Source organism: Arthrobacter sp. Edens01 (genome assembly GCF_001307035.1).
Classification (GTDB): domain Bacteria; phylum Actinomycetota; class Actinomycetes; order Actinomycetales; family Micrococcaceae; genus Arthrobacter_B.
Genome location: NZ_LKIU01000005.1, coordinates 246,127 through 270,262, shown reverse-complemented (window position 1 = coordinate 270,262; position 24,136 = coordinate 246,127). Strand labels below are relative to the sequence as shown.

The 24,136-nt window shown below is 65.0% G+C and carries 20 protein-coding genes; 9 read left to right on the top strand and 11 right to left on the bottom strand.

Annotation, left to right across the window (positions count from 1 at the left end; translation table 11 throughout):
- Window positions 1-243: 243 nt before the first annotated feature.
- Window positions 244-618, top strand: a complete 375-nt coding sequence (locus tag AO716_RS07415) for an Hpt domain-containing protein (RefSeq protein WP_152969902.1) — start codon at window positions 244-246, stop codon at window positions 616-618.
- A gap of 51 nt (window positions 619-669) precedes the next feature.
- Here AO716_RS07415 and AO716_RS07410 read toward each other — a convergent pair whose 3' ends face one another.
- The gene (locus tag AO716_RS07410; protein WP_055240305.1) at window positions 670-1,458 is read right to left on the bottom strand and encodes a response regulator transcription factor; all 789 of its coding nucleotides are present in this window, start codon (window positions 1,456-1,458) and stop codon (window positions 670-672) included.
- A gap of 148 nt (window positions 1,459-1,606) precedes the next feature.
- Between AO716_RS07410 and AO716_RS07405 the strand changes: the two genes are divergently transcribed.
- Both AO716_RS07405 and AO716_RS07400 read left to right on the top strand, forming a co-directional pair.
- The gene (locus AO716_RS07405; RefSeq protein WP_055240304.1) at window positions 1,607-3,274 is read left to right on the top strand and encodes a sensor histidine kinase; all 1,668 of its coding nucleotides are present in this window, start codon (window positions 1,607-1,609) and stop codon (window positions 3,272-3,274) included.
- 72 nt (window positions 3,275-3,346) lie between these two features.
- Window positions 3,347-3,922, top strand: a complete 576-nt coding sequence (locus AO716_RS07400) for a low molecular weight phosphatase family protein (protein WP_055240303.1) — start codon at window positions 3,347-3,349, stop codon at window positions 3,920-3,922.
- Window positions 3,923-3,928: 6 nt separating this feature from the next.
- On the opposite strand, the gene sufU is transcribed toward AO716_RS07400, so the two are convergent.
- Both sufU and AO716_RS07390 read right to left on the bottom strand, forming a co-directional pair.
- Window positions 3,929-4,393 carry a Fe-S cluster assembly sulfur transfer protein SufU gene (sufU, locus tag AO716_RS07395; RefSeq protein ID WP_055240302.1) on the bottom strand — a complete coding sequence of 155 codons (465 nt, stop codon included), beginning with the start codon at window positions 4,391-4,393 and terminating at the stop codon, window positions 3,929-3,931.
- 3 nt (window positions 4,394-4,396) lie between these two features.
- Window positions 4,397-5,713, bottom strand: a complete 1,317-nt coding sequence (locus AO716_RS07390) for an aminotransferase class V-fold PLP-dependent enzyme (protein WP_055240301.1) — start codon at window positions 5,711-5,713, stop codon at window positions 4,397-4,399.
- Window positions 5,714-6,214: 501 nt separating this feature from the next.
- On the opposite strand from AO716_RS07390, the gene AO716_RS07385 reads away from it, so the two are divergent.
- Together AO716_RS07385 and AO716_RS07380 are read left to right on the top strand one after the other, a co-directional pair.
- Window positions 6,215-8,458 (top strand): LamG-like jellyroll fold domain-containing protein, encoded by a 2,244-nt coding sequence (locus AO716_RS07385; protein ID WP_055240300.1) that lies wholly within the window; start codon window positions 6,215-6,217, stop codon window positions 8,456-8,458.
- Window positions 8,459-8,502: 44 nt separating this feature from the next.
- Window positions 8,503-8,907 (top strand): VanZ family protein, encoded by a 405-nt coding sequence (locus AO716_RS07380; RefSeq protein WP_160317917.1) that lies wholly within the window; start codon window positions 8,503-8,505, stop codon window positions 8,905-8,907.
- Window positions 8,908-8,970: 63 nt separating this feature from the next.
- Here the strand turns inward: AO716_RS07380 and AO716_RS07375 are convergent, their stop codons facing one another.
- Window positions 8,971-9,441 (bottom strand): adenylyltransferase/cytidyltransferase family protein, encoded by a 471-nt coding sequence (locus tag AO716_RS07375; protein WP_055240299.1) that lies wholly within the window; start codon window positions 9,439-9,441, stop codon window positions 8,971-8,973.
- A 247-nt stretch (window positions 9,442-9,688) separates the two neighbouring features.
- On the opposite strand from AO716_RS07375, the gene AO716_RS07370 reads away from it, so the two are divergent.
- The 3 genes from AO716_RS07370 to AO716_RS07360 all read left to right on the top strand — a co-directional run bounded on the left by AO716_RS07370 (window position 9,689) and on the right by AO716_RS07360 (window position 15,088).
- Entirely contained in the window at window positions 9,689-12,766 is a 3,078-nt protein-coding gene (locus AO716_RS07370) for a LamG-like jellyroll fold domain-containing protein (protein ID WP_082413589.1), read from the top strand.
- A gap of 58 nt (window positions 12,767-12,824) precedes the next feature.
- Entirely contained in the window at window positions 12,825-13,553 is a 729-nt protein-coding gene (locus tag AO716_RS07365; protein ID WP_152969901.1) for a hypothetical protein, read from the top strand.
- 62 nt (window positions 13,554-13,615) lie between these two features.
- Window positions 13,616-15,088, top strand: coding sequence for a polysaccharide biosynthesis tyrosine autokinase (locus tag AO716_RS07360; protein ID WP_055240297.1), 1,473 nt, complete (start codon window positions 13,616-13,618; stop codon window positions 15,086-15,088).
- 113 nt (window positions 15,089-15,201) lie between these two features.
- On the opposite strand, the gene AO716_RS07355 is transcribed toward AO716_RS07360, so the two are convergent.
- The 4 genes from AO716_RS07355 to AO716_RS07340 are packed head-to-tail and all read right to left on the bottom strand — an operon-like array spanning window position 15,202 to window position 19,959.
- Entirely contained in the window at window positions 15,202-16,446 is a 1,245-nt protein-coding gene (locus AO716_RS07355; protein WP_055240296.1) for a hypothetical protein, read from the bottom strand.
- Entirely contained in the window at window positions 16,446-17,201 is a 756-nt protein-coding gene (locus tag AO716_RS07350; RefSeq protein ID WP_055240295.1) for a CDP-alcohol phosphatidyltransferase family protein, read from the bottom strand. The genes AO716_RS07355 and AO716_RS07350 overlap by 1 nt, the downstream gene beginning before the upstream one ends.
- Window positions 17,198-18,646, bottom strand: coding sequence for a hypothetical protein (locus tag AO716_RS07345; protein WP_055240294.1), 1,449 nt, complete (start codon window positions 18,644-18,646; stop codon window positions 17,198-17,200). The genes AO716_RS07350 and AO716_RS07345 overlap by 4 nt, the downstream gene beginning before the upstream one ends.
- Window positions 18,643-19,959: a glycosyltransferase gene (locus AO716_RS07340; protein WP_160317916.1), complete on the bottom strand. Its 1,317-nt coding sequence runs from the start codon at window positions 19,957-19,959 to the stop codon at window positions 18,643-18,645. The genes AO716_RS07345 and AO716_RS07340 overlap by 4 nt, the downstream gene beginning before the upstream one ends.
- Before the next feature lie 438 nt (window positions 19,960-20,397).
- Here AO716_RS07340 and AO716_RS07335 point away from each other — a divergent pair, with 438 nt between their 5' ends.
- The gene (locus AO716_RS07335; protein ID WP_160317915.1) at window positions 20,398-21,180 is read left to right on the top strand and encodes an SGNH/GDSL hydrolase family protein; all 783 of its coding nucleotides are present in this window, start codon (window positions 20,398-20,400) and stop codon (window positions 21,178-21,180) included.
- 11 nt (window positions 21,181-21,191) lie between these two features.
- Here AO716_RS07335 and AO716_RS07330 read toward each other — a convergent pair whose 3' ends face one another.
- From AO716_RS07330 to AO716_RS07320, 3 genes are read right to left on the bottom strand one after another with little or no spacing between them, the layout of a single operon-like run.
- A complete protein-coding gene (locus AO716_RS07330; RefSeq protein WP_235472030.1) occupies window positions 21,192-21,839 on the bottom strand; it encodes an acetyltransferase in 648 nt (215 codons plus the stop codon).
- Window positions 21,826-23,121 (bottom strand): glycosyltransferase, encoded by a 1,296-nt coding sequence (locus tag AO716_RS07325; RefSeq protein ID WP_055240291.1) that lies wholly within the window; start codon window positions 23,119-23,121, stop codon window positions 21,826-21,828. Before AO716_RS07325 ends, AO716_RS07330 begins: the two co-directional genes overlap by 14 nt.
- Window positions 23,102-24,094, bottom strand: a complete 993-nt coding sequence (locus AO716_RS07320; RefSeq protein ID WP_055240290.1) for an NAD-dependent epimerase/dehydratase family protein — start codon at window positions 24,092-24,094, stop codon at window positions 23,102-23,104. Before AO716_RS07320 ends, AO716_RS07325 begins: the two co-directional genes overlap by 20 nt.
- Window positions 24,095-24,136: the final 42 nt, after the last annotated feature.

Sequence of the window (24,136 nt, the reverse complement as noted above, 5' to 3'; positions counted from 1 at the left end):
CGCCAAGCCAGACGGCCGGCGCCGCCCTCCGCATGTCCGGCAGGCATAATTGCCTCGATCTTGAGCCTCTGCGGGGATAGTTCCTGAGCTTGCCATGGGACGGTGGCACAACTGATCCATCCGCGTCCCCACAAAAGGACGCTGCCACAGGAGGACCCCCATGTCTCCCCGTCAGAGCACCGCGCCTTCAGGATGCGCCACCCGCACCTGCTGCTGCCCCGCTCATGTCCCCGTAACCGCGGCATGATTGCCATGTCAGACCGCAGGATTTCCCTGAGCCTGGTCTCCGTGGGCACCCTGCGCGAGCTGAGCAATCAAATGGGCCCCGATGTCTGCCGGCAGTTCGTCGGCAACTACATGGAAATGTGGGACGGGCGGTATTCAAAGCTGGTGTCCACACTGCATATGCAGGATTATCCGGCGGCGCTGGACGTCGTCCTAAGCATTAAGATTTCAAGTCATATGGCAGGCGCTGACCGTCTGGCGAAGTTGGCTCAGCACGCCGAGCAGCTGGTCCATAAACAGGACCAGGGTGGACTGGTCTCAATGCTGGAATCATTCCGAAAGTGCGGAGAAGACACGCTCCATCAGCTGGAACAGGCTCTCCCAAACGTCTGACTGTGTTCACCACTTCAAAACAACAGCAGGACTGCCTCCGCAGCAGGGCATTTACCTGGACGGTGCCAGACGGTAGCCCACCCCGCGAACAGTCTCCAGCCACCGGGGCGAACGTGAATCATCCCCCAGTTTTCGGCGCAGGTTACCCACATGAACCTCAATAGTCCGTTCGTCCGATTCGCTGATGTATGAACCGGTGTCGTACTCCTCACCGCGCAGGCGCCTGACGAGGTCAGTCTTGCTGCGTACACGCCGTCCGCTTTCCAGCACTGCGTGGAGCAAATCGAACTCCGTGCGGGTCAGCTCAACTTCCTGGCCTCCGAGTGACGTCGTCCTCGTACCGGGGTTCAGCAATAGCCCGTTGTGCGTAAAGACTTCGTTCCCGCTAGCCGGAACAGGCACCGCTGGAGAGACCATGGGGTCTGCCTGTGGACTGGCCGGCTGTGCCGGTGCGGTCTCGCCGTCGTCTTTGCGGGGACGCCGCATCATGGCGGAAATCCGTGCGCGCAGCTCACGCGGACGGAACGGCTTCGTAATGTAGTCGTCCGCTCCCGCTTCAAGTCCCATCAGGGTGTCCAGCTCTTCGGCACGGGCCGTCAGCATGACAATGTATGCATCGCTGAAGAGACGCAGCTGCCGAATCACCTCAAAGCCGTCAATGTCCGGGAGTCCCAAATCCAAAGTGACGACGGCAGGCTTGTGCCTGCGAACCGCTTCCACTCCCTCGGTTCCCGTGGGACTGGCGTGGACTTCAAAACCCGACTGCTGGAGTACAGCGTGTAATAAGTCGCGGATGTCTTTGTCGTCTTCGATGATGACTGCGACGCGCTGTGTTTCCATACTTTTTCCGGTTTTCCTGTCCTGCGAGACCTGCTGTACCCGCTCCCCTTATTCGGCATCCTACAGCCTTGCCGGATAAACTAAGGACTCCATATCACTGCGAAATTGCGAGGTACCGGGCCACATGTCCAGTCTAAGGGGCGGCCCCTTGGCTTTCCTCGGAATTCAACGCAATTTCCACGAACTTACCCTCCGGCGCCGGGTTGCTCTGAGCCAGCTCCCGCTGTTCGTCGCCGTACTCGTTTCGGTACCCATCGTTTTCATGAACAAGCCCTCGGCTTTTGCCGATCCGGCTTTCCTCGCGGGCCTGGGACTCATCACCGTATTGACGGTGCTCTCCGCCGCGCTTCCGTGGGAGAAATATTTCCAGCCTGCCTACTGGGTTATTCCCATCCTGGATTTTGCTGTCATTGCCCTGCTTTACCGGGCGGTCCAGCCTGACGTCACCGGAATGCTCCTGCTTACCGTTTTCCCGGTTTTTTGGCTCGCCTGGTCCGGCTTCGCGCCGCGGACCGCGTCCGTACTGACTATCTTCGGTTCGCTGCTTATCATCTGGAGCCCGTTGCTTGGTACGCAGCCGTCTCCCCAGGAGTTCGCCCGGTCAGCCCTGGTGCCCGTCATTATGCTGCTGGTCCACAAGTCAGCCACGGTGATGACTCAGGATGCCTCCGGCCAGCAGCGTGCCCTGGAGGCCAAAGACCGGGAGCTGAAGCAGAGTCTCCAAGACAGCAGACGCCGGGCGCAGCTTCTTGACGCGGTTCTGGACACCATCGACGTCGGTGTCATTGTCCTGGGCAAGGACGGACACGTGATGCTGATGAACCACCGGCAGTTCGCCACCCATGAACTGGCCCTGCCGGAAGGGCCGGGCCCGTGGAGTGAAGCAGATATGTTCCTTTTCGAGCCCGACGGCGCCACACCCATGGCATCTGATCAGCGCCCGTTAGCCCGAGCCCGGCGGCGGGAAGCTTTCTCGGACTCGCTCCTATGGGTGGGCAGCGGAGCACAGAAACGTGCGCTCATAGTCTCGGCTAGACCAATGGCGGATGAAACCGGAGCGTTCAACGGTTCAGTGGTGGCCTTTGGCGATGTCACGGAAACGATGCTGGCTCTCCGGGCCAAGGACGATTTCGTGGCCAGCGTTTCGCATGAACTCCGGACACCGCTCACCTCAATCATTGGCTACCTGGATCTGGCTTTGGCAGACGCAGAGGAGATGAATTCCGATTCGCTGCAGGCTGCACTCGGAGTGGCATTGCGCAACGCTGAGCGGCTCCTGGTCCTGGTGGCTGACTTGCTGACCACAGCTTCAGGTTCGGTCCATTTGGAACTCGCTGAATTGTCGCTGCGTGAACTGGTGTCATGTGCTGCTGATTCGGCTGCTCCCCGAGCCGCTGAATCCGGCATCAAAATCGAACTGCAGGCTCCTGCTGACGTCGTTGGTTCCTTTGATGCGATGCGAATGCAGCAGGTCCTGGACAACCTCATCTCCAATGCCATCAAGTACTCCCCCGGCGGCGGAACCGTGACCCTGCGGGTATTACGGGGGAAGACGGCTGCCATCCTGGAAGTCCAGGACGAAGGGATAGGGATGACGGCGGCGGACCAGTCCGAGGTGTTCAACCGGTTCTTCCGCAGCGCTGCGGTCAAAAAGGCGGCCATCCCCGGCGTCGGTCTGGGCCTTGGAATTACGCGGGACATAGTTGAAGCCCACGGAGGGAGCATCACCCTCACATCCCAGCCGGGTCAGGGGACAACCTTCCGCGTCGAGCTGCCGCTCGAGTCCTGCTCCGTCCGCGCCTCCACAGCAGGGTAGTCTCGACCCCGGCACTTCCCACAGGCGTGTTGCCTGCGGTGGCCGCTGCTGTTCCGACTGGAATCCGAGGACATGACTGACCACGACCCCTACCGCATCCTGACTGTTTGCACCGGCAACATCTGCCGTTCCCCCATGGCCGAACGGCTGCTTCAGGCAGGGTTCGACTCGTTTGCTCCGGGAGAATTCTCAGTGACCAGCGCCGGCACCGGCGCGTTGCTCGGGCATGGCATGGAGCCGCACGTCGCCGGATACGTCAACGTCTTCGGAGGCGATTCAAGCAATTTCGTATCCCGCCAGCTAAGCGAGGAAGTCCTGGCCGACCAGGACCTGGTGCTGGCCATGACACGTGGACACCGCGGCCGGGTGCTGGAGCTGGTCCCCGGGCTGCTGCGGCGCACCTTCACCCTTCGGGAACTCGCCCGCCTGCTCCCCGATGTAGACGGAGATCCGAATGCCTCTGCCCCAGAACGCTGGCGCAATGCAGTGTCCCGGGCGCTCCGCCTGCGTTCAGCGCATCCCGCCGGACCGGGCGGGGACGATGTGACGGATCCGTTCCGCCGGGAAGACTCCGTCTACCTGCAAATGGTCCGCGAGCTTACCCCCGCGGTACGGGACCTCCTGGCCTGGGAAGCGCAGTACCGGTGAGCGAGCCTACTCTGCTGCCCGGACAGCCTCTTCCAGTGCAACCCACGCGAGCATGGCGCACTTGACCCGCGCCGGGTAGCGCGAGACCCCGGAAAAGGCAGCGGCGTCGCCAAGCACTTCCTCATCAGCTTCCACGGTTCCGCGCGAACGCATCACCTCGCGGAAGTTCTCCACCAGGCTCAGCGCCTCATCCCGGGACATCCCTGCCATCAGATCCGTAAGCACGGAGGCAGATGCCATCGAGATGGAGCAGCCCTGCCCCTCCCAGCTGATCCCATCAACGCGGGCATCGCTCCCCGCACCGTCGCCTAGTACAGCGCGCAGAGTGATCTCATCCCCGCACGTCGGGTTCAGCTGATGGGACTCCCCCGCCGGGGCCCCGGCCGGCGCTTCCTGCAGGCCCTCGCCGTGCCTGGTCTTGGCGTGATCCAGGATGATCTGCTGGTACAGCTGTTCCAAATCCGAGCTCATGGCTTACTTCACTCCAAAGAATGGACGTACGCCGGCTACTGCGTCCAGGAACGCATCGACGTCGTCAGTGGTGTTGTACAGGTAGGTACTGGCGCGGGTGGTGGAGACCAGGCCCAGCCGGCGGTGCAGCGGTTGTGCGCAGTGGTGACCCACCCGCACGGCGATTCCCTTGTCATCCAGGAACTGGCCCACGTCGTGGGAGTGCACGCCGGCGACGTCGAACGCGGCCAGGCCAATGCGCTCAACGCCCGACGGCGGACCTACCACGCGGATGCCCTCGATAGCTTCCAGCCCGGAGACCAGGCGCTGGCCCAGTTCCATCTCCCACGCATGGATGCGGTCCATGCCGGTTTCCTGCAGGTAGTTAGCTGCCGTGCCCAACGCCATGGCCTGGGAGATCCGCTGCGTGCCCGCCTCGAACCGCTGTGGGGCGGGCAGGTACTCGGCCTTATCCATGGTGACCGTGGTGATCATTGACCCGCCGGTCAGGAACGGCGGCATGGCATTGAGCAGTTCAGACTTGCCGTACAGCACGCCGATGCCGGTGGGGCCCAGCATCTTGTGCCCGGAAAACGCGGCGAAGTCCACGTCCAGGGCCTTCACATCCACGGGCAGGTGCGGCACGGACTGGCAGGCATCAAGCACCACCAGCGCACCGTGCCGGCGGGCCATGGCAACCAGCTCAGCCACCGGGTTGATGGTGCCCAGCACATTGGAGGCATGGGTGAAGGAGAGTATCCGGGTACGCGGGCCGATGATCTGCTCCGCCTCCTCGAGACGCAGGGCACCGGCGTCGTCCACTGGAATCCAGCGCAGCGTGGCGCCGGTGCGGGCGGCGAGTTCCTGCCACGGAATCAGGTTGGCGTGGTGCTCCATCTCGGTGACCACGATTTCGTCGCCCTCGGCCAGCGCGAAGCGCCGTGCCGCTGCCCCGCCGCGGCCGGCGGTGGCGTTGGAGAAGGAGTAGGTGAGCAGGTTCAGCGCCTCGGTGGCGTTGGAGGTCCAGACGATTTCCTCCGGCCGCGCGCCCACAAAACCGGCCAGCGTGGTACGGGCATCCTCGAAGACGTCCGTGGCGGCCACCGCCAGGGTGTGCGCGCCGCGGTGCACGGCAGAGTTGCGCTGTTCGTAGAACTCCTGCTCCGCTTCGATCACACTCAGCGGGTTCTGCGAGGTAGCACCTGAATCCAGGTACACCAGCGAACGGCCGTTGACCTGCTGGTCCAGAATCGGGAAGTCGTTGCGGATGCGCAGCACCTCGGCGTTGTCAATCGGCCCGGCGGCGGGCTTGAGGGTCTCGGGGGTGGAAACCACAGGCACGGGGGAAACTCCTTGGCTGGCGGCGTCCTGCGCGGGCATTACGCAAGACAAATCTTCCCTAATCATCCCACGCTGCCGTAACTGAGGCATCTGAGTCTGGCCTAAGTTTGAGTTCTCCCTGCGCGAAATACCATCAATGTGCCCGCGATGCTGTCACGCGGTTTCGTTAGCAGTTTGGTCCGTAAGATTCGTCGCATGGGCATCAAATGACGCGTGCGCCGCTGGCGCCGCCACACCACTCAGGCACAGCGGCTGCAGGTCCTCGGAGTGTTCCTGCTGGGCATCGGCACCGCGACTTTCCTGGGCATGTTTGTGCTGGGTTAAACCCTGCCCGCTCCCCCTCAGCCGGGCGCGACGGCGGCGCCCGGACTAGGTGCGATGCCCACCTAGGTATTGGCGGCTGAAAAGGCGCGTATGCGCCGGTATTAACGTTTGCCCGCCTGCTCGGTAGCTTTGCCAACCAATCCCTTTTGGACGGCCGGGAAACTGTGGGTGAGCAATATGCGACGGAGAATCACCGCTTGGCTGACCGGTGCTGTTCTGGGCACTGCATTCCTGGTTGGCGTTAGCCCACCCGCGGCGGCCGTCAGTCCCGGGGTTGCCTTTTCCGCCACGGATCTACCTACCTGGCAGACCAACGGGATTGTCTGGGCCATGGCGGAGTCACAGGGCGTGGTGTACGTGGGCGGCACATTCAACGCCGTCCGTCCGCCCGGAGTGGCTGCTGGCGGTGCCGGAACACGCAGCGCGGTGAACTTTGTGGCCTTTGATGCCTATATCGGCAATCCCACCGGCTGCAATTTGTCCTTCACCGGCACCTCCGCCACGGTGCGGGCGCTGGAAGTCTCGCCTGACGGCCGCACCCTCTATGCCGGCGGTTACTTCAGCGCGGTCAACGGGGTCACGGCCAACAGGCTTGCCGCCATCAACATTCCCAGCTGCACGGTGAAGACTGACTTCAAGCAGGCCGCCGTCGCCGCCATGGTCCGCGCCATCGAAGCCACCGCCGACGCCGTGTACTTCGGCGGAGACTTCAAGCTCGTCCAAAACGTCACCCGCAACCGGCTCGCAGCGGTCACGCCCACCGGTGAGCTGCTGCCCTGGGCCCCGGTGGCAGACCTGCCCATCCGCGCCATCCACGCCCCCGCCGGCAGGAACGCGGTGATTGCCGGCGGCGATTTCACCAGCATGAACGGCGCCGATTCGAAGGCCCTCGCCGTCGTTGACCGTGCCACAGGGGCCAACCTGCGCACCTATCCCAACTTCTTCATTCCCCGAACCTCCGTGGTGAAGTCCATCGATTCTGACAGCACCAGCTTCTACATCGGCAACGAAGGAACCGGCGGAGGCGTCTTTGACGGCCGGGCCCGGTTTGACCTCAGCAACTTCAACCAGATCTGGCGGGACACCTGCCTGGGCGCCACCCAGGCCGTGAACCTCTACAAGGAAAAACTCTATTCCGCGCACCACGCGCATGACTGCGGCAGCATGGGCGCATTCACGGACGGAAGCAGGATCCATCTCAGCGCCCAGGACCTGGACAAGCCCGGCCCCCTGCTGCAGTGGAACCCGACCACGAATGAGGGCATTGGTGAGGGAATCGGCCCGCGCACCCTGGCGCATACCACCACCGGTACCCGCGATGTCCTCTGGGTGGGCGGAGAGTTCACCAAAGTCAACGGCAAAGCCCAGCAGGGCCTGACCCGGTTCGGCCCCGGCCCCGGCACCGCCGGCCCGTCCGCCGTCAAGTTCCTCAGCGCCGAATCGCGGGCTCCCGGACAAAACACGATCCGGTGGCAGAGCACGTCAGACCCCGACGATTCCGGTCTCACGTACAGCATCTACCGCAACGGTTCCGCGACGCCGCTGGGGACAGTGCAGGCGTCCTCGCTCTGGTGGGACCTGCCGCAGGTTTCCTTGACCGACAGCACCGCTGTGCCAGGCACGGCATATACCTACCGGGTCCGCGCCACCGATCCGGACGGCCACGCCGGACCGCTCTCCGGCGAGGTGCGGGTCACCACTGCCAGCTCCGCGCAGGCCTATCCCGGGGCCGTCCGGGCGGACGGCGCGGTGGCCTACTGGCGGCTCGGGGACCCGTTCGCCGCCGCAGCAGACTCCTCCACCGGTAACCGGATGGGCCTGCCCTTCGGCGGACCGGCGCTGGCAAGCTCCGCCGGTGCCTTGGCCGGGGACAGTAACCGGGCTACCACGTTCGACGGCGTGGACGACTTCATCTACGGCCCGCAGCGCGCGGCGTCGCCCCCTGCTTACAGCGCGGAGGCTTGGTTCCGCACCACCACCACTACGGGCGGGAAGGTTTTCGGCTTCGGCAACGGAATCCCGCGGCGCGACGGGGCCGGCCCCGGCCTCAGCAGCAACAACGGAAAGCACGTCTACATGACCAACGCAGGCAATCTAATTTTCGGGGAATGGAGCGGCAGCGCACGCACCGTGAAGTCCCCGGCAAGGTATAACGACGGCGCTTGGCACCACGTGGTGGCCACCCAGGGCCCGGCCGGCATGGCCCTGTATGTGGACGGGGTCAGGGTGGCTTCCAACACCGTCACCGCCACGCAGGCGATCACCGGTTCCTGGCGGGTGGGCGGCGACCAGCTGACCACTGCCTGGCCGGAGGCTCCGAGCAGCCGCTACTTCAAAGGAGCCATTGACGAGTTCGCGGCCTACCATCTGGTTCTCTCGCCGGCCCAGGTGTCCCGGCACAACCAGCTGGGCCGCGGGTGAGGGCTGGAGCATGTCAGCGCTCCCGCCCGCGCCGTGTACTGCGGGTGGCCGAGGCAGCAGCTGCCGTCCTCCTGTGTGCCGGCCTACTCGCCGTGATCCTCTGGCCCACTCCGGTGGACCGGCCGCTGTATGGCAGGCTGGTGCGCTTCCTGAACCGGCTCCACGAAATGGGGTTCCCCGTCATCAGCTACTCCTGGCTGGAGGGTGCGGCAAACGTCGCGCTCTTCATCCCCATAGGTTTTCTGGCCGCCCGGCTTCTTGCTCCGCGGCGGTGGTGGCTGGCCCTGGCGCTGTGCATGGTGCTCTCCGGCGCCGGCGAACTGGCCCAGGCATTGTTCCTGCCGGCCCGGAACGCCAACGCACAGGACGTGCTGCTCAACGATTCCGGTGCGCTGGCCGGCGTGGGACTGGCGGGTCTGCTGGCATTCGCTGTGCGGCGGAAGCCATAACCGGGAAGCCCCGCAGGATGAACGCGAAGGCCTGCTGCCCCGCCGCCGCAGGGTATTGGCGGTTTAGGCGGTTGCTGCGGTGTCTCCGGCAATGATGGCTGCGTCCCCGCTAACGATGGTCAGCCGGCTCAACGCGCGGCGCAGCTCCGTGGACGAGGTAGTGGGCGTGTAAGGAAGGAACACCACCTCCACACCGAGTTCTGCCATCCCCTGTTGCAGGTCTGTGCCCTTTTGCGTTCCGATCCAGTCAGAGCCTTTGAAGTAGACGTCGAATCCGTGTTCGTGCCAAGCTCCGGTCTTGTCGATGTACTTATCAGCCACAGCCTGGTCCACGTACCGGCAGCTGCGGACGATTTCGATGCGCTCGTCCAGCGGGACCACCGGCCTTGTGCCTTTGACCTCAAATGCCATATCCGGCGTTGACACGCCGGCGATGAGGTAGTCACACCTTTCCCGTGCATTCCGCAGCAGGTTCAGGTGACCAATATGGAAAAGATCAAAGACGCCCGAGGCGTAGCCGATTTTGATGGGCATGATGTGTGTGGACCCCCAGCTGAGACAGTAATTTCCGGATCATCTTCCAGTTCTCAGAACCCCGGGTAAAGGGAAATCTCCGGATTCAAGTAGCGTCCCCGTAAACACGGGTAAGCCCCGTAGAGCGGCGGGTAGCAGCATCCACAAGTCGGGTACGGGCCACTGTGCAAAACGTGTTTGCTGCGCCGCTACGATGCCCTCAGTCTCGGGTCAGTTTGTCCCGTCCACATTGCAGAGGCGGTTGTTCGTGCGGAGGATTCTTGCGGCGCTTGGAACCGCTGTGGCTGTGGCCGCCACTGTTTTGGTCGGCGGCGCAGCCCCGGCAACGGCACTGGTCCCCGGCGTAGCTTTTTCGGCAAGTGACCTGCCCACATGGCAGACCAACGGCATTGTCTGGTCCATGGTTGAGTCCAACGGAATTGTCTACGTAGGCGGCACTTTCACCGCGATCCGCCCGCCGGGCACTGTTGCCGGCGCCGCCGGGAGCCGCAGCGCCGTGAACTTCGCGGCTTATGACGCCTACACCGGCGAGCCGGTCGACTGCAACATCTCCTTCACCGGCACCTCCGCGACGGTGCGGGCCCTGGAAGTTTCCCCGGATGGAAACACCCTCTACGCCGGCGGCCAGTTCGGCACGGTCAACGGAGTCACCGCCAACCGTCTGGCCGCCATCAACATCCCCAGCTGCACCGTGAAGACGGACTTCAGGCAGGCCGCCGTCGCCGCCACGGTCCGCGCAATCGAAGCCACCCCCGACGCCGTGTACTTCGGCGGAGACTTCAAGCTCGTCCAGAACGTCACCCGCAACCGGCTCGCGGCGATCACACCCGCCGGCGAGCTGCTGCCCTGGGCGCCGTCCGCTGATCTTCCGGTCCGCGCCCTGCACGCACCGGCCGCCCGGAATGTGGTGATGGCCGGCGGTGACTTCACAACCATGAACGGCGCCGATTCGAAGGCCCTCGCCGTGGTTGATCCGGTGTCCGGCAGCAACATAAAAACCTATCCGAACTTCTTCATTCCCAAAACGTCTGTGGTCAAGAGCATCACCTCGGATGAAACCAGTTTCTATATCGGCAACGAAGGAACCGGCGGAGGTGTCTTCGACGGCCGCGCCCGGCTGGATCTGGGGACGCTTGACCAGGTATGGCGGGACACCTGCCTTGGCGCTACCCAGGCAGTCACCGTCTACCAGGCGAAGCTCTACGCGGCACACCATATCCACGACTGCGGGAGCATGGGCTCCTTCAACGACGGCAGCCGCATCTACCTGAGCGCCCAGGACCTGGACAAGCCCGGCCCCCTGCTGCAGTGGAACCCCATGCTGAACGACGGCAACGGAGAGAAAATCGGGCCGCGCACCCTGGCCCACACCACCAAAGGCTCAAACGACGTGCTGTGGGTTGGCGGAGAGTTCACCAAGGTCAACGGCGTCTACCAGCAGAGCCTGACCCGGTTCGGACCCGGCCCCGGCACCGCCGGCCCGTCCGCGCCCCGCCTGGTAACTGCTGAATCCCGGACGGCCGGTCACAACACCATCCGCTGGCAGACCACCTCGGATCCGGATGATTCCGAATTGACCTACAGCGTCTACCGCAACAATTACTCCACACCGCTCGGTAGCGTCCAGGCGTCCTCGCTCTGGTGGAACCTGCCGCAGGCGACCTTCACTGACACCACCGCGGTTCCGGGCACCACCTATTCCTACCGGATCCGTGCCAGCGACCCCGACGGAAACGTTGGCCCGCTCTCCGGCCAGGTGCAGATCCGCACGGCGACTGCCACGGACGCCTACCCGGCCGCAGTCCGCGCCGACGGCGCCGATACTTACTGGCGCCTCGGCGATTCAGTCGCCGCTGCGGCCGATTCTTCCGACAGCAACCGCATGGGCCTGCCCTACGGCGCGCCGGTTTTCGGAACCGCTGACGGGGCGCTGGCTGCGGACCTGAACAAGGCCACCTCCTTCGACGGCGTTGACGACTACATCTACATCCCGCAGAAGACAGCCGCGCCCTCGGTGTACAGCGCCGAGGTCTGGTTCCGCACCGATACGACGGCCGGCGGAAAGATCTTCGGCTTCGGCTCGGGCCAGCCGAGCCGGGACGGCAAGTCCGCGGGTCAGAGCAGCAGCTATGACCGGCACCTGTACATGACCAACGCCGGGAACCTGATCTTCGGAACCTGGACCGGCCAGGCCCGGACGGTGACCTCGCCCGGAACATACAACGACGGCGCCTGGCACCACGCGGTGGCCACTCAGGGTCCGGGCGGCACGGCGCTCTACGTCGACGGCGAGAGGGTGGCGGCCAGCAACGTCACCGGCAACGAAGCCATGACCGGCTCCTGGCGGATCGGCGGTGACAACCTCAGCACGTCCTGGCCGCAGATGCCCACCAGCCGCTACTTCAAGGGCAGCATTGATGAATTCGCCGTCTACCCGACGGCGCTCAGTGCAGAGTCGGTGCAGGCGCACTACCAGATTGGAACCGGCACCGCACCGGCCCCGGAACCGGACACCGCGCCGCCGTCGGCCGTGGACGGCCTGACTGCCACAGGTGCCGGGACCACCGTGAACCTGGGCTGGAGCGCAGCCACGGACATTGTGGGAGTCACCGGCTACCAGGTCCACCGCTCCGACGCAGACGGATTCACGCCCTCGGCCGAAACCCTGCTGGCGCCTGTTCCCGCCACGGCGCTCTCCTACGAAGACAAGGACCTGGCTCCCGGAACCTGGCACTACCGGGTGCTGGCAGTCGACGCCGCAGGGAACACCGGACCGGCATCGGCTCAGGCATCAGCCACTATCGCTGCTGCCGAAGTGCCGGCGGAGCCGGTCACGCTTACGCTGCTGCCCTCCGAGGACACCTATGTGAATCAGGGCGCCCCGAACGCAGCGTACGGCTCCTCCGTCACCATGGCATCCCGCGGCAACCTCGGCTACGTCTCTTACCTGCGGTTCCAGCCGGGCGGTGACATCCCTGCGGGAATGACTCTGCAGTCGGCCACGCTCCGCCTCCGCACCACAACTGAGTCCTTCGCAGCGTCGGTGGAACCGCACACGGTCCACGCCGTGACCGGCGCCTGGGCGGAGACGGCAGCAACGTGGAACACGCGCCCAACCCTGGCCGCCCCGCTTCTGGGCACCATCGCTCCCACCGCACTGAACACCATTTACACGGTGGACCTGGATCCGGCAGCTGTGTCAACGATGCTCTCCGGCTCCGTGGACCTGGGCATCACCGGCACCGGCACGGACAACGCCTGGTTCTACACCAAGGAAGCGTCAGGTGCACGGCATGCCGTCCTCACCCTGGTGTTTGCCCCCTGACCATTCAAGATTCCGTTTTGCGGAGCACCCGGTTCCGCCCGAACAGAAAGTACACCGCATGAAGCCTGGTCTCAGAAAATCCGCGGCAGCACGAGTGCTGACCGCGGGGCTGCTGGTCCCGTTGCTGGGGACGGCCACAGCCTGCACTGCCTCCGATCCCGACCCTCAGGGCACACCGAAGGCAGCTGCCACCTCGTCCCCCTCAACCTCCCCAGCCAGCCCGAAGGCAGGCGCAAGCAGCAGTCCGGCATCGGATCAGGCGCCGCCAGCTGCTTCGGAAGAACAGGACGGCGCCGGCCAGTCCCCGCAGCCTGCTCCGGTTCCCACGTTCAACGAAACTGAGCAGCGTTTCCTGGAGGGCAAGGTGCCGGAAGGGATGGACCCGAATGCGGTGCTGCAGGTTGGCCAGGAACGCTGTGAGCTGCTGCTGACCGCCAAGTCCGCCGACCCCGAAGCCGTAATCAGTGAACTCATTACCAGTCCCTTGGCTGAAACCAGCGAGGCCATCACGGTTCTGTGCACTGACCTCCTGCCTGAACTCGAGGCAGCGGCACTCGGATTCCCGGACGGCGAGTTTGCCGTCGCAGAAGCTGCTCCGCAGGCCGAGAAACCCTCGATCGCGGCCGGGACCTACCGCCCGTACACGGTCACAGAGGGTTGCACTATCTCGGTTTTCACCGCTTCCGGCGCCACGATCGGTGAGTATGACGGCACCGTGCCTGTCACCATCGGGGCCGATGCGGCCCGAGTGGAATCCAGCCAGTGCTATTCATGGCTCCGTGTATGAGCCCCCGGAACCGCTACGCACTGCCAGCAGCCACACGTCTTATCCAAGGGAAGGGGTAACCAATGGATATGCGCGAACAGATCCTCATCCTGCGACGCAATTGGATGCTCATAGTTTCATTCGCTCTCAGCGGCCTTATCGCCGCTGCCGTCGTCTCCGTCGCCATGCCAAAGGCGTACACCGCAAGCAGCAGTCTTTTTGTCTCCACCCAGAACGTAGACACCTCAGCCGAACTGCAGCAGGGCAGTGCCTTTGCGCTGGCCCGCGTGCAGTCCTATGTGAACCTGGCCAGCAAACCTCAGGTCCTGGACCCGGTCATCGAGGAGCTCGAACTTAACACCAGCTCCGCCGAGCTGGCCAAGAACGTAAAGGCCTCCACCTCGCGCAACACCGTCATCATTGAGATTAAGGCAGTCGACTCGGACCCCCAGCGGGCCGCGGACATCGCCAACGGGGTGGTATCAAGCCTGATCCTGGCCGTGGCCGACGTCGAGCGTCCCACCAACGGGACGCCTTCACCAGTGCGGTTGACCTCCGTCGACACTGCCCAGGCACCCAGCGCCCCTTCCAGTCCCAAGACGTCTCTGAACCTGGCACTTGGCCTGCTCTACGGCATGGCCGCAGGGCTTGCAGTTGCCGTCCTGAGGAACGTCCTGGACCGGCATGTGCGCACCGAAGCAGACCTTCGCCGGTCAACCTCCCTCCCATTGCTTGGCGGCATCACCGAATCGGAAGCACCGAAGGGATCCTCTGCACCGTTCGTGCTGGGCGGATCCGGAACCGACGCATTCCGGCAGCTGCGGACCAACCTGGAATTCGCTGCAGTGGGCCATGCGATGAAGTCCCTGCTGGTCACCTCCGCCCAGGCCGGCGAAGGCAAGAGCACCGTCTCGCTGAACCTGGCGCTGAGCATGGCACAGAGCGGACGGCGGGTTCTTCTGGTTGATGCTGATTTACGGCTTCCGTCAGTGGCCGACGCCACCGGGCTGGAACCTTCCGTGGGACTGACCACGGTGCTGGTTGGACGTACGAACCTCTCCGATGCCACGCAGCACTGGGGCAACGCAGGTCTGTCCATCCTGACCTCAGGTCCGCTGCCGCCGAATCCCACGGAGCTGCTCGCCTCCTCCACCATGCAGAAACTGATAGGAGAGATGGAAGCCGCTTACGACGTCGTGATTTTTGATGCCCCTCCGGTGCTGCCGGTAGCGGACGCCGCGATCCTGACCCGGCATACGGACAGTCTGCTCCTGGTGGTGGGCGCCAGGAAGGTCAGCCAGCACAACCTGTCCAAGGCCGTTGAACAGTTGAATTTGGTGAAGGCCAATGTGATTGGCGTGGTCCTGAACGGTATTCCCCGCAGCGGCCCGGACGCGAACTCCGCATACCTCACGGACTACGGTGCAGTTCCGGCGTCTCCCCTGGACGGGGAGCAGCACAGCGGCCGGCCATCCTCCCCCATCGCTGAGGCAGCAGAGGTTGTGAACGGCGACCGGGGGCGCAACTCCCGGCGCAAACAGGCGGTAAAGAACTAACGCTGCCATTTGGCGGCAGCAAGGACCCGGCACCCCAACCAGGGTGCCGGGTCCTTTTCGTTCAGACTCACGTTTGCTGTCGTCTGTGCACGTGGCACCGGGTCCGTCTGCCGCTACCGGCCGTGGACCCGCTGCGGCTGCTCCTGGGTCGGGCCGGAGGGGACGCGTCCTCGCCCGGCCCGAACTGCGAGGAGCCCGCAGACCGCTGCCAGGCCGACGGCGGCAGTGAATCCCCACACGGAAGCTGCGGTGGATCCGGTCAGGGCGAAACCCAGCGGAAGAACAAGCGTTGCCCCTGCCAGGATCCCCCGCACGAGGGTGGAGAACCGGTTGGCCTCGGAAGCACGGAAGTAGGCCAGCAGAATGGTGTACGGGACCATCGCCAGGTACTGGAAAGCAGAGGGCCACCGCAGATCTGAGGCATTGGACCAGGTGTCCCCCAGCACAAATTCGCCGGCCGCCTGCGGCAGCATCAGCACGGCAGCACCCCAGCACAGGGCGAGCCCCAGCACCACCGCCGTGGCTTCCGTCAGCCGGCGCCTGAACACCACCGTTCCACGGGCGCGCACAAGCTCCGGGATGATGGCAGTTCGCAGCGCAGCGAAAACGGTATTCAGCGGCGAAAACAGCAGCTGCGCAGCGCGCAGCGCGCCAACACCGGCCGGGCCGAGTGGAAACACCAGCAGGTACAGCACTGCGAAACTCGAAGCGTTCAGGGCAGCGAACTCCGCCAGATAACGGAAGGAGCAGTCCCGGTTCAGCCAGAGCCAGCGGCCTCCGGCCCGCACTGCGGGCACAGCCCGGGCCAGTATCAGTCCCACAGCCAGGGCAGCGCCCGCACCCGCAATCCACCATCCGAGCACCGCCGCCAGGGACCAGCCCTCCCCGGCAGCCAGCACCATGGCGGGAATGGACAGTGCCGCCCAAAGACCGTCTATGGCCAGGGCCCGCCCGGGCCGTCCCTCACAGATGAACAGATACCGCAGGCCGTCCTGCAGCAGGATCAGCGGAGCGGCGGCTGCCATGACCGCCCACAGCAGCGCATTCCGCTCCCCGGCCAGGGCTGCCCCGGCCAGGAGGAACAGGGCCGCGGGGACAGCCACCAGAAGGGAACCGCCCAGGCTGGCGGCCGCCACCCGGGCCGTGAGCGCGCCGGTGCGGGAGTACCGTACCAGCAGCGTTTCTCCCACAAACGCCCGCTGGGCGCCGAGGAACAGGAGCAGGCCCGCGTACGCGAGCGAAAACTGGCCGAACTCCCCCGTGCCGGCCACGTTCGCGGCCACGGCAACGGCCACGAAGTTGGACACGCTGGAGACACCCTGGTCAGCGAAGGTGACGAAGCGGCGCAGGCCTCCCATCAGCGCAGCCGAAGGAGCTTGCCGCGCCAGTGCAGTACAAAGGCGGCCCCGATCAGGACGTGGGCCGCAGCGAGGGTGAGGTAGGCAGCCAGGAACACCACAGGACCGGGCAACAGCAGGAAGACAAGGCAGGTGACCCCGTAGTCCACCGGCAGCATCACCACGGAACGGACAAACAGGCGCCGGTCGTCCCGGACAGGTTCAGGTCCACCGCCGGTTCCCGAGTGTTTGGCCAGCTGGTCAAAGAGGATTCCGCCGAAGAAAATGACGGAGCTGGCCAGAAGGAACGCTCCGCAGCCCAACGCCAGCAGCACGACGTCGTACTCAGTGGTCCTGGCCAGGAAACAGAAGGCGGCCACATGCATTACCGTGATTCTGCCGTTGTCCAGCAGGTGGTCCAGCCATTCCCCGTAGGCCGAGCTGGTGCCCTGGAGCCGGGCCAGCTGCCCGTCCGCAGAATCCAGCGCATAGCCGACAGCGAGCAGCACACCGGCCAGCGCGGCGGCAGGCGTCGGCTGTGCCCACAGTGCCACCCACAACAGCGTCCCGTAGGTCAGGGCAGCTCCGGCCCAGGTTACGTGGTTGGGTGCCACCCTGGTGAACCGAAGAGCGGCGGCTATGGTCCGCCCGGCTGGCCGGTTGACGTAGAGCAAATACAGGGGGGCTCCCTTACGGGTTTTTTGTGCCCGCTTCAGCTGGTCAAAGGACTCCCGGAAACCGGGCTGCGGGCGCGTCTTGGACAGGGGTGCGCTCATGCTGCGCTCCTTTCGCGGCCCTTGGCCACGGCGGTAAGAATAAGAATGGAGAGAATCAGGATCATCAGCCGTCCCGTGGACTGGAGCAGGGATCCGCGGAGCAGGATAAAGAGGTAGCCGGCAAAAATGGCGATCCCCAGGTAGCCGGCTGAGCCCATACCCAGCACGTCCATCCGGAACCCCGCATCCAGCCGCTGGGCAAGGATCCCCAGTCCCACAAAGGCGACCACCACTCCCACCAGGCCGAAGTTGATCCAGGCTTCAGCCCAGAGCGGCGCCGAAAGATTGAGGTTGGAGTTGTTCATCCACATGCCGACTTCCACACCGGTGTCGAAAGGCTTCTGCGGCCAGAGCACCCTGGGCACCCAGAACAGCAGCGGGCCCAGGGCCTGCATCCCCCAGGACAGTCCGTGGTCTGCCGTGTAGCCCAGCGTGTTGGCCAGCATGGTGAACTGGTCATAGTCCTTCGTTGCGATCATGGTCCAGACCGAATCAACCTCCAGCGGCGCCTGGGTACCGGCGGCCCGCCGGGAGATATCCGCCATCGGGAAGACGAGGATCGAGGCCAGGGTCCCGGCGACTATGGCGACGTTGAAGAGCACCTTGTGTCCGCGGACCAGGGGCAGGACCAGCCCGAAGAGCACTGCCAGGGTCCAGTAGCGGGAGTTGGAAATCGGGTTGTTAACGATGACGTTCAGCCCCACGAGGGCCACGATCAGGGCTATGTCCTGGAGGGCCAGCCGGTGCTGCCTGGCACGGATGACATGGAGATAGAAGATCAGCGCGCAGAGGCAGGCCACCGTACCGGCACCGGAGATGATCGCCCGCAGCGCGTCGCCGCTCTCCGGATTGATGGCGTCCAGCGCTTCGCCGGTTTCCTGGCGGCTGAGGAAAAACACGGCAGGGCCGCCCACCTGGACTATGTACACCAGGCCTGCGGCCAGGGCAGCGACGGAAAAGATGCGCAGTACCCTCAGGCTGCGCAGCTCACGGAAGCGCAGACGCGGGGCCAGAGCCGACGGCCGGCGCAGCCGCAGGTGGTAGGCGGCGTCGAAACAGGCGCATCCCAGCAGCGTCAGCAGGCTAGCGCCGGTCAGCATCCGCTCATCAACCTGGATTGCCAGGGCTGTAGTCCGGCCGGTTGTGAGCTGGGCCAGCGGCGCCACGCCCATGCAGGTGTAGATGAAGATCCAAAAGACCCCGGAGACCGGCCGCACCGCAGGCTGGCCAAGCAGGAGCGACAGTTTCACCGCAGCATAGAGAACCACGGCATAGCGGATCAGGAAGTCGGTGTCCGTATAGAACACCGCGCTGGAAGCACGCATGAGCAGGGGAATCACCACTGCAAAAACCACGAACGCTGCCAGGGCGCTGGCCGACCGTGAACCGGCGCGCGGCTTCGTCCCGTTGGCCGCGCCGAGCGCCGGCAGCAGGGAGGAACTCATGGCTGCCCGCCCTGCAGTCCGGCTGCGCCGCGGTAAGCATCCAACAGGTCCTGCGCCAGTGCCTCGGTGGACCAGTTCTCCCGGTGGACCAGCCGTGCGTTGCCGCCGATCCGCTCACGTTCCGCGCGGTCCCCCGCCAGCCTGAGCATCGCATCCCGCACGGCAGGGACACTGGGCTCCACCACCACAGCAGCCTCCTGCCTGTCCATCAGCGCAGCAAGACCGCACTGCTCAGTCAGGATCACCGGTGCACCCAGAGCGGCTGCCTCCAGCACCGTCATGGGATACGGCTCGGACAGCGCGGGCAGCACGTATGCTGTGCAGCCGGCCATCCGCTGGCGCACCTCTGCAGGCCCCAGCTCGCCGACCAGTTCGAACCGGTCCGCGTATCCGGAACCTTCTACCAGCGCCTGGACCTTCGCCGCTTCACCCTGGTCAGGCCCGGCCACTACAAACCGTGCGTCCAGTCCGGCGGCCAGCGCCTCCAGCGCCGCCTGCACAAAAACCCCGGGCTGTTTGCGCGGTGCGAGCCGGGCTGCGAACAGGAAAACAGGTTTCTCCGGGTCTGACCAAGCCTGCCCTGGCTCGGGCGTTGCGTTCACCACGCGGCGGAACCGTCCGGGGTCAACGCCCAGCCGGGCCAGTCCGCGTTCCTCGTCTTCCGTGAGGGTCAGCCAGAGCGCCGGTATCTGCAGAACCCTGCGGGTAATCAGCCGGTCAAACATACGCAGTGCCCGGCGGTCCGACGGCAGGAGCATCCCATGAGTCTGGGCCACCACCGGCGTGCCGGCGCGCCCGAGCAAAAGAGTCGAAATACAGGTCACGAAGTCCCTGCAGAGATGAACATGCGCCACATCAGCCGCAGGCGCACTTCTGCGCATGTGCCGGGGGAACGCAAAGCTGACTGGTGCCCGGAGCCCGGCGCCCGGAACCGGACGGCGCATCCGGAACAGCCGTGCAGCTACAGCCCGTTTTCCTTCCGCACTGCTTCCTTTATCACTGCTTCCGTCATCACGGCGCAGCTGCCGTGCAGGTTCCGGGTCCTCCTGCGGCAGGGTGCCCAGCCATCCGCCAACCAGCTCGACTTCCGCGCCGGCCGCGGCCAGCGCGTCGCTCTGCGTCCGCGCGACCACCCAGACACCGCCGGCCGCTGCCCCGGGACCTGCCAGCCCGCCCACCTGAAGGACTGCCGGGGTCCATCCCGGAAGGATCCGGCGCCTGCCCGTTCGCTTCGACGCCGGCACCGGGCCAGGCTTCACAGCAGGTACGACGCCGTTGCGGGCACCGAGCGCTCCCCTCAGCGGGGCGGTCACCTGCCCACCCCGCCACATTTGAACAACAGCCGTTGTGGAGCTGCCCTGAAAGGCGTTAATGAGCCGGCCTCCCGCCGGGAAAGAGGGTTTATTCCCATTCCCGCGAAATACCGGAAGAAGAGCGGATTGGCTGCTGCTCCACCCTGTGGCCGAAATGACGCAGGCCGGTATTTGGTGAAATGCCGCCGATGCCGGACCACGCCGCCCCGCAGGGCCTTTCCTTGTGCCTGCAGGCCCGCAGTGTGTCCGGAACATAGAGGATGGTGCGTCCATCCGCCCCTTATCCTGACACCGGCCGCAAGGGCGGAGACCTTTCCCCCATTACATTTTTCCGCCGGAACGAAAACAAGTATTTTATTCATGCACTTCCCCCTGAAGCGAGTAATAATTTCTCAAAATTGGTGTTCATTTAGGAGACCGTTCGATTACAATTCAGGAATGCCTACACGACGCGGTAACCACACAGCCAGCGCCCGCTTCAAAAGGCCGCGTGCCCCCAGGAGCCTGCTGCTTCTCCTCCTTGCAGTGCTCGCGGGACTGATCTCCGCTTATGCACTGTCCCAGTCCGGGACGGGCCAGGCACAGGAGCCGCAGACGCCGGTATCCACTGCCGCAGCACTGGAGGAAACACGCGCAAGGATCGATGTCCTCGGTGATTCCTACGTGGCCGGCTCCGATGAGGGAGGCAAAGGCCTGTCCAACTGGACCAGCCTGACAGGGACCCGGTTCTATGAGGACGGCAACCCGGTGGAACTCAACCCGGTTGCGCAGCCGGGTTCCGGTTACATCACCCGCGGCGCTACCGGCCTGGTCTTCGGCGAAGCCGCCAACCAGTTCCTGAGTCCGGAAGCCGACGTCGTGCTGGTCTTCGGCAGCCGCAATGACGGCCGCCAAAGTGACGCTGCCATGTACGAGGCGGCCCGCAGCCTGTACATGGACCTGCAGACCCTCGCCCCGAAGGCAGAGATCATTGTGGTGGGCCCGGTCTGGGTTGATGCCAACGTTCCGTCTTCCATTTCCGCCAACAACCAGGCCATCGCCCGTGCCGCGGCGGACGCCAAGGTCCGCTACGTGGATGCGCTGGCCGAAGGCTGGTTCGCCGGCAGTGACAGCACGCTGATCGGGACGGACGGAGTCCACCCCACCAACGCCGGGCACGCGTACCTTGCGGACAAGATCTACCCGATCCTGGCAGAGACGGTAGCGGGACTGGCCCGGTAACCTTGCCGGGTTCACGGCTGGTCCCCGGCCGCGGAGCCGCCTGCCTCATCGGGGAACCGGTCCCCCAGCTCCTCCGGCTGGACAGCAGCACCGTAGACACGGTTCTCCCCTACTGTTCCCTTGACCACGGTCATCGGCTGGATGACCGCTGAGCGTCCAATCCGGGAACCGCCCAGGACCATGCAGCGGGACGTAACCCAGGCGCCGTCGTCAATCCGGATGGGACTGGTGATCAGCCCCATGTCGGTGCGCACCCGGTGGCTGCCGGTAGTCAGGAAACTCTCCTGGGAGATGACAACGTCCGCCCCGATCCACACGTGGTCCTGGTTGTGGAACCACACACCCTCTCCGATCCATGAGCGGGGCCCGATGTGCAGTTTCCACGGAGCCTTGACTCGGGTCCGGGGACGGAAGATCACGCCGTCGGCGATCTCCGCGCCAAAGGCACGGAGCACCGCGACGCGCAGGCGCGAGGAGATCTGCCAGGGGTTGGTGACAAAGACCAACTCACAGGCGGACCACAGGTACACCACCGGCTTGGGCTTGCCCCAGGACTCGCCTGACCCGGGCGCCTTGGACAAATCAATGACAGCCGGGCGGCGGCTCTGCCGGGCAGAGCCGCCGTTCCCTTTTGCCGTTCCCGGTTTAGGCCGCAGCATCCTGCTGCCTCCGCCGGAACCTTGATGACCCTGCATGTGCCGGGCGGGAGCGGAGATCATCAGCCCGGTCCGCGCCGGGCACTGCCCGCCGCAGCACTGCCTCGAACCGGTCAGCGATCGGAACAATCCCGAACCGACTTTCGGCCAGTGCCCGGCCCTTGGCGCCCAGTGCTTCCGCGGCCGCCGGGTCCCGGTTCAGGGACCGGAGCCAGGCAACCGCACCGGCAACACCGAACTCGGTCGGCTGGCCAACATATCCCTCCGCCGCAAGGATGTCCGTGGCGGCCGGGTTGTCCTCCGGCATAAGTCCCAGCAGCGGCCGGCCCGCGGCGAGCGAGGAGAGCACCTTGCTGGGAATGGAGAACCTCGAGGCCTCCGGTTCCAGGATGGTGACCAGCACGTCCGCGGACCCCAGCATGTCCGGCAGGTCTGCCGCCGGCTGGAAGGGCAGCAGCGTCACCGGAAGGTCCGGATCCTGCTGCAGGTCCGCGCGGAGCATGTCAATGCCTTCTCCTTCGGAAGCGACGATCAGCCGTGCCGGAAGCCCGGCCGCCCGCGCCGAGCGGAGCAGGTCCGAGAGCAGGAGCGGATTGTGCTTGCGGCCCAGCGTGCCCGCGTAGAGCAGCCTCAGCTCAGGACCTGCCGGCAGGTTCGCCGCAGTCCAGGCATTGCTTCTTGGCCGTGGAACGATCTCTTCCAGCGGCGCCCAGTTGGGAATGATCGAAACATGCCCGGTGTCCAGACCCCAGCGTCGGTAGGCGAGCCGGAACTCCTCCCCAATGGCCACCACCTGCGAGGCGCTGCGGACTATGCCTGCCTCGATCCGGCGGACGAGGGAACTTCCCCCCGCTGCTGCAGGAGCCGGAAGCCTGCGGGTCAGTTCCTCCGAGATCGCATTGCTGAACAGGTCCTGGTGCCACAGCAGCCAGGGCTGGCTGCTGCGCGAAGCGGCACGGCGGAACTGGTCCAGGGCGAACAGCGGAACGTTGCACGCCACGATGCACTCCGGGGCCGTGCGCCGGTTGTGTTCCAGCCAGGTGCGGGCGTAGGCCTGCTCGAACCGCAGCCGGCCCAGCGCACTGTACTTCTGGAACGGTGCACCGGAATCCAGCGGCGAAAAGCTCAGCAGGTCCGGGTCCCCTGCGGTGCGCTCCAGGACCCCCTTGCCGCTGCTGTACTGGGCGGAATACACGTGGTCCACACTGTGGCCGCGCCCCGCCAGTTCCCGGGAAAGCTCAGCCTGAAACGGGTGGCCGGAGAAATCATGCAGCTGGAGTCGCATCAACCAGCCTCCTTTGCGCCTTGATCTCACCCAGGATCCATTCGTAGGTGCGTTCCAGGCCTTCCTGCAGCGAGATGGAGGGCTCCCAGCCGTAGGTGGATTTGAAAAGGGTGTTGTCACTGTTGCGCCCGCGGACGCCCTGGGGGGCATCCAGCTTGTACTGCCGGTTCACCACCGTGCCGGAAATCTGCTCCAGCAGGTCCGCCATCTGGTTGATCGAGACAAGTTCCGCCGAGCCCAGGTTGACCGGTTCCGCGGAGTCCCCGTTCATGATCTCCAGGATGCCGTGCACGCAGTCGTCGATGTACATAAAGCTGCGGGTCTGTTCGCCGTCGCCCCAGATCTCCAGGTCCGGCTTGCCGGTGAGCGCCGCCGTCGCGAACTTGCGGCAGAGTGCTGCCGGAGCCTTCTCCCGGCCGCCTTCCCACGTGCCTTCGGGTCCGTAGACGTTGTGGAACCGGGCCACCCGGGTCTGCAGTCCGTAGTCCTCCTGGAAGTGCCTGCACATACGTTCGGTGAAGAGCTTTTCCCAGCCGTAGCCGTCTTCGGGCTGTGCCGGGTAGGCGTCCTCTTCCTTCAGGGCGGTCACGTTGGAGGTGGTCTGGTGTTCCGCGGCGTAGACGCAGGCGGAGCTGGAGTAGAAGAAGCGTTCCACGCCCTGGTCCCGGGCAGCGACCAGCATGTGGGTGCTGGTGAGCACCGTCAGCATGCAGGCGGCCTTGTTGTTCTCGATGAACCCCATGCCGCCCATGTCGGCTGCCAGGTTGTAGACGTGCTGCATGCCACGGGTCACCTGCTGGGCCGTTTCCAGCAGCGAGCAATCCCCCTGGATGTTTTCCGCGCCGTCGTGGACCTGGTACCACTCGTGAAGCGGCTTGCAGTCAACGGCACGGACTTCGTGCCCTTCGCTGACCAGCTTGGCAACCAGGTGTCCCCCGATGAAGCCGCCGGCTCCGGTAACGAGACTTTTCATAACTTGGATTCCTTAATGTGAGACCAGCAAATGCCGGTGGGT

Coding starts and splice junctions, on each gene's coding strand:
- AO716_RS07325 (WP_055240291.1), bottom strand. CDS start 23,121: ATGCGACTCCAGCTGCATGATTTCTCCGGCCACCCGTTTCAGGCTGAG.
- AO716_RS07385 (WP_055240300.1), top strand. CDS start 6,215: ATGCGACGGAGAATCACCGCTTGGCTGACCGGTGCTGTTCTGGGCACT.
- AO716_RS07415 (WP_152969902.1), top strand. CDS start 244: ATGATTGCCATGTCAGACCGCAGGATTTCCCTGAGCCTGGTCTCCGTG.
- AO716_RS07350 (WP_055240295.1), bottom strand. CDS start 17,201: ATGAGCGCACCCCTGTCCAAGACGCGCCCGCAGCCCGGTTTCCGGGAG.
- sufU (WP_055240302.1), bottom strand. CDS start 4,393: ATGAGCTCGGATTTGGAACAGCTGTACCAGCAGATCATCCTGGATCAC.
- AO716_RS07335 (WP_160317915.1), top strand. CDS start 20,398: ATGCCTACACGACGCGGTAACCACACAGCCAGCGCCCGCTTCAAAAGG.
- AO716_RS07355 (WP_055240296.1), bottom strand. CDS start 16,446: ATGGGAGGCCTGCGCCGCTTCGTCACCTTCGCTGACCAGGGTGTCTCC.
- AO716_RS07365 (WP_152969901.1), top strand. CDS start 12,825: ATGAAGCCTGGTCTCAGAAAATCCGCGGCAGCACGAGTGCTGACCGCG.
- AO716_RS07400 (WP_055240303.1), top strand. CDS start 3,347: ATGACTGACCACGACCCCTACCGCATCCTGACTGTTTGCACCGGCAAC.
- AO716_RS07320 (WP_055240290.1), bottom strand. CDS start 24,094: ATGAAAAGTCTCGTTACCGGAGCCGGCGGCTTCATCGGGGGACACCTG.
- AO716_RS07360 (WP_055240297.1), top strand. CDS start 13,616: ATGGATATGCGCGAACAGATCCTCATCCTGCGACGCAATTGGATGCTC.
- AO716_RS07345 (WP_055240294.1), bottom strand. CDS start 18,646: ATGAGTTCCTCCCTGCTGCCGGCGCTCGGCGCGGCCAACGGGACGAAG.
- AO716_RS07410 (WP_055240305.1), bottom strand. CDS start 1,458: ATGGAAACACAGCGCGTCGCAGTCATCATCGAAGACGACAAAGACATC.
- AO716_RS07330 (WP_235472030.1), bottom strand. CDS start 21,839: ATGCTGCGGCCTAAACCGGGAACGGCAAAAGGGAACGGCGGCTCTGCC.
- AO716_RS07375 (WP_055240299.1), bottom strand. CDS start 9,441: ATGCCCATCAAAATCGGCTACGCCTCGGGCGTCTTTGATCTTTTCCAT.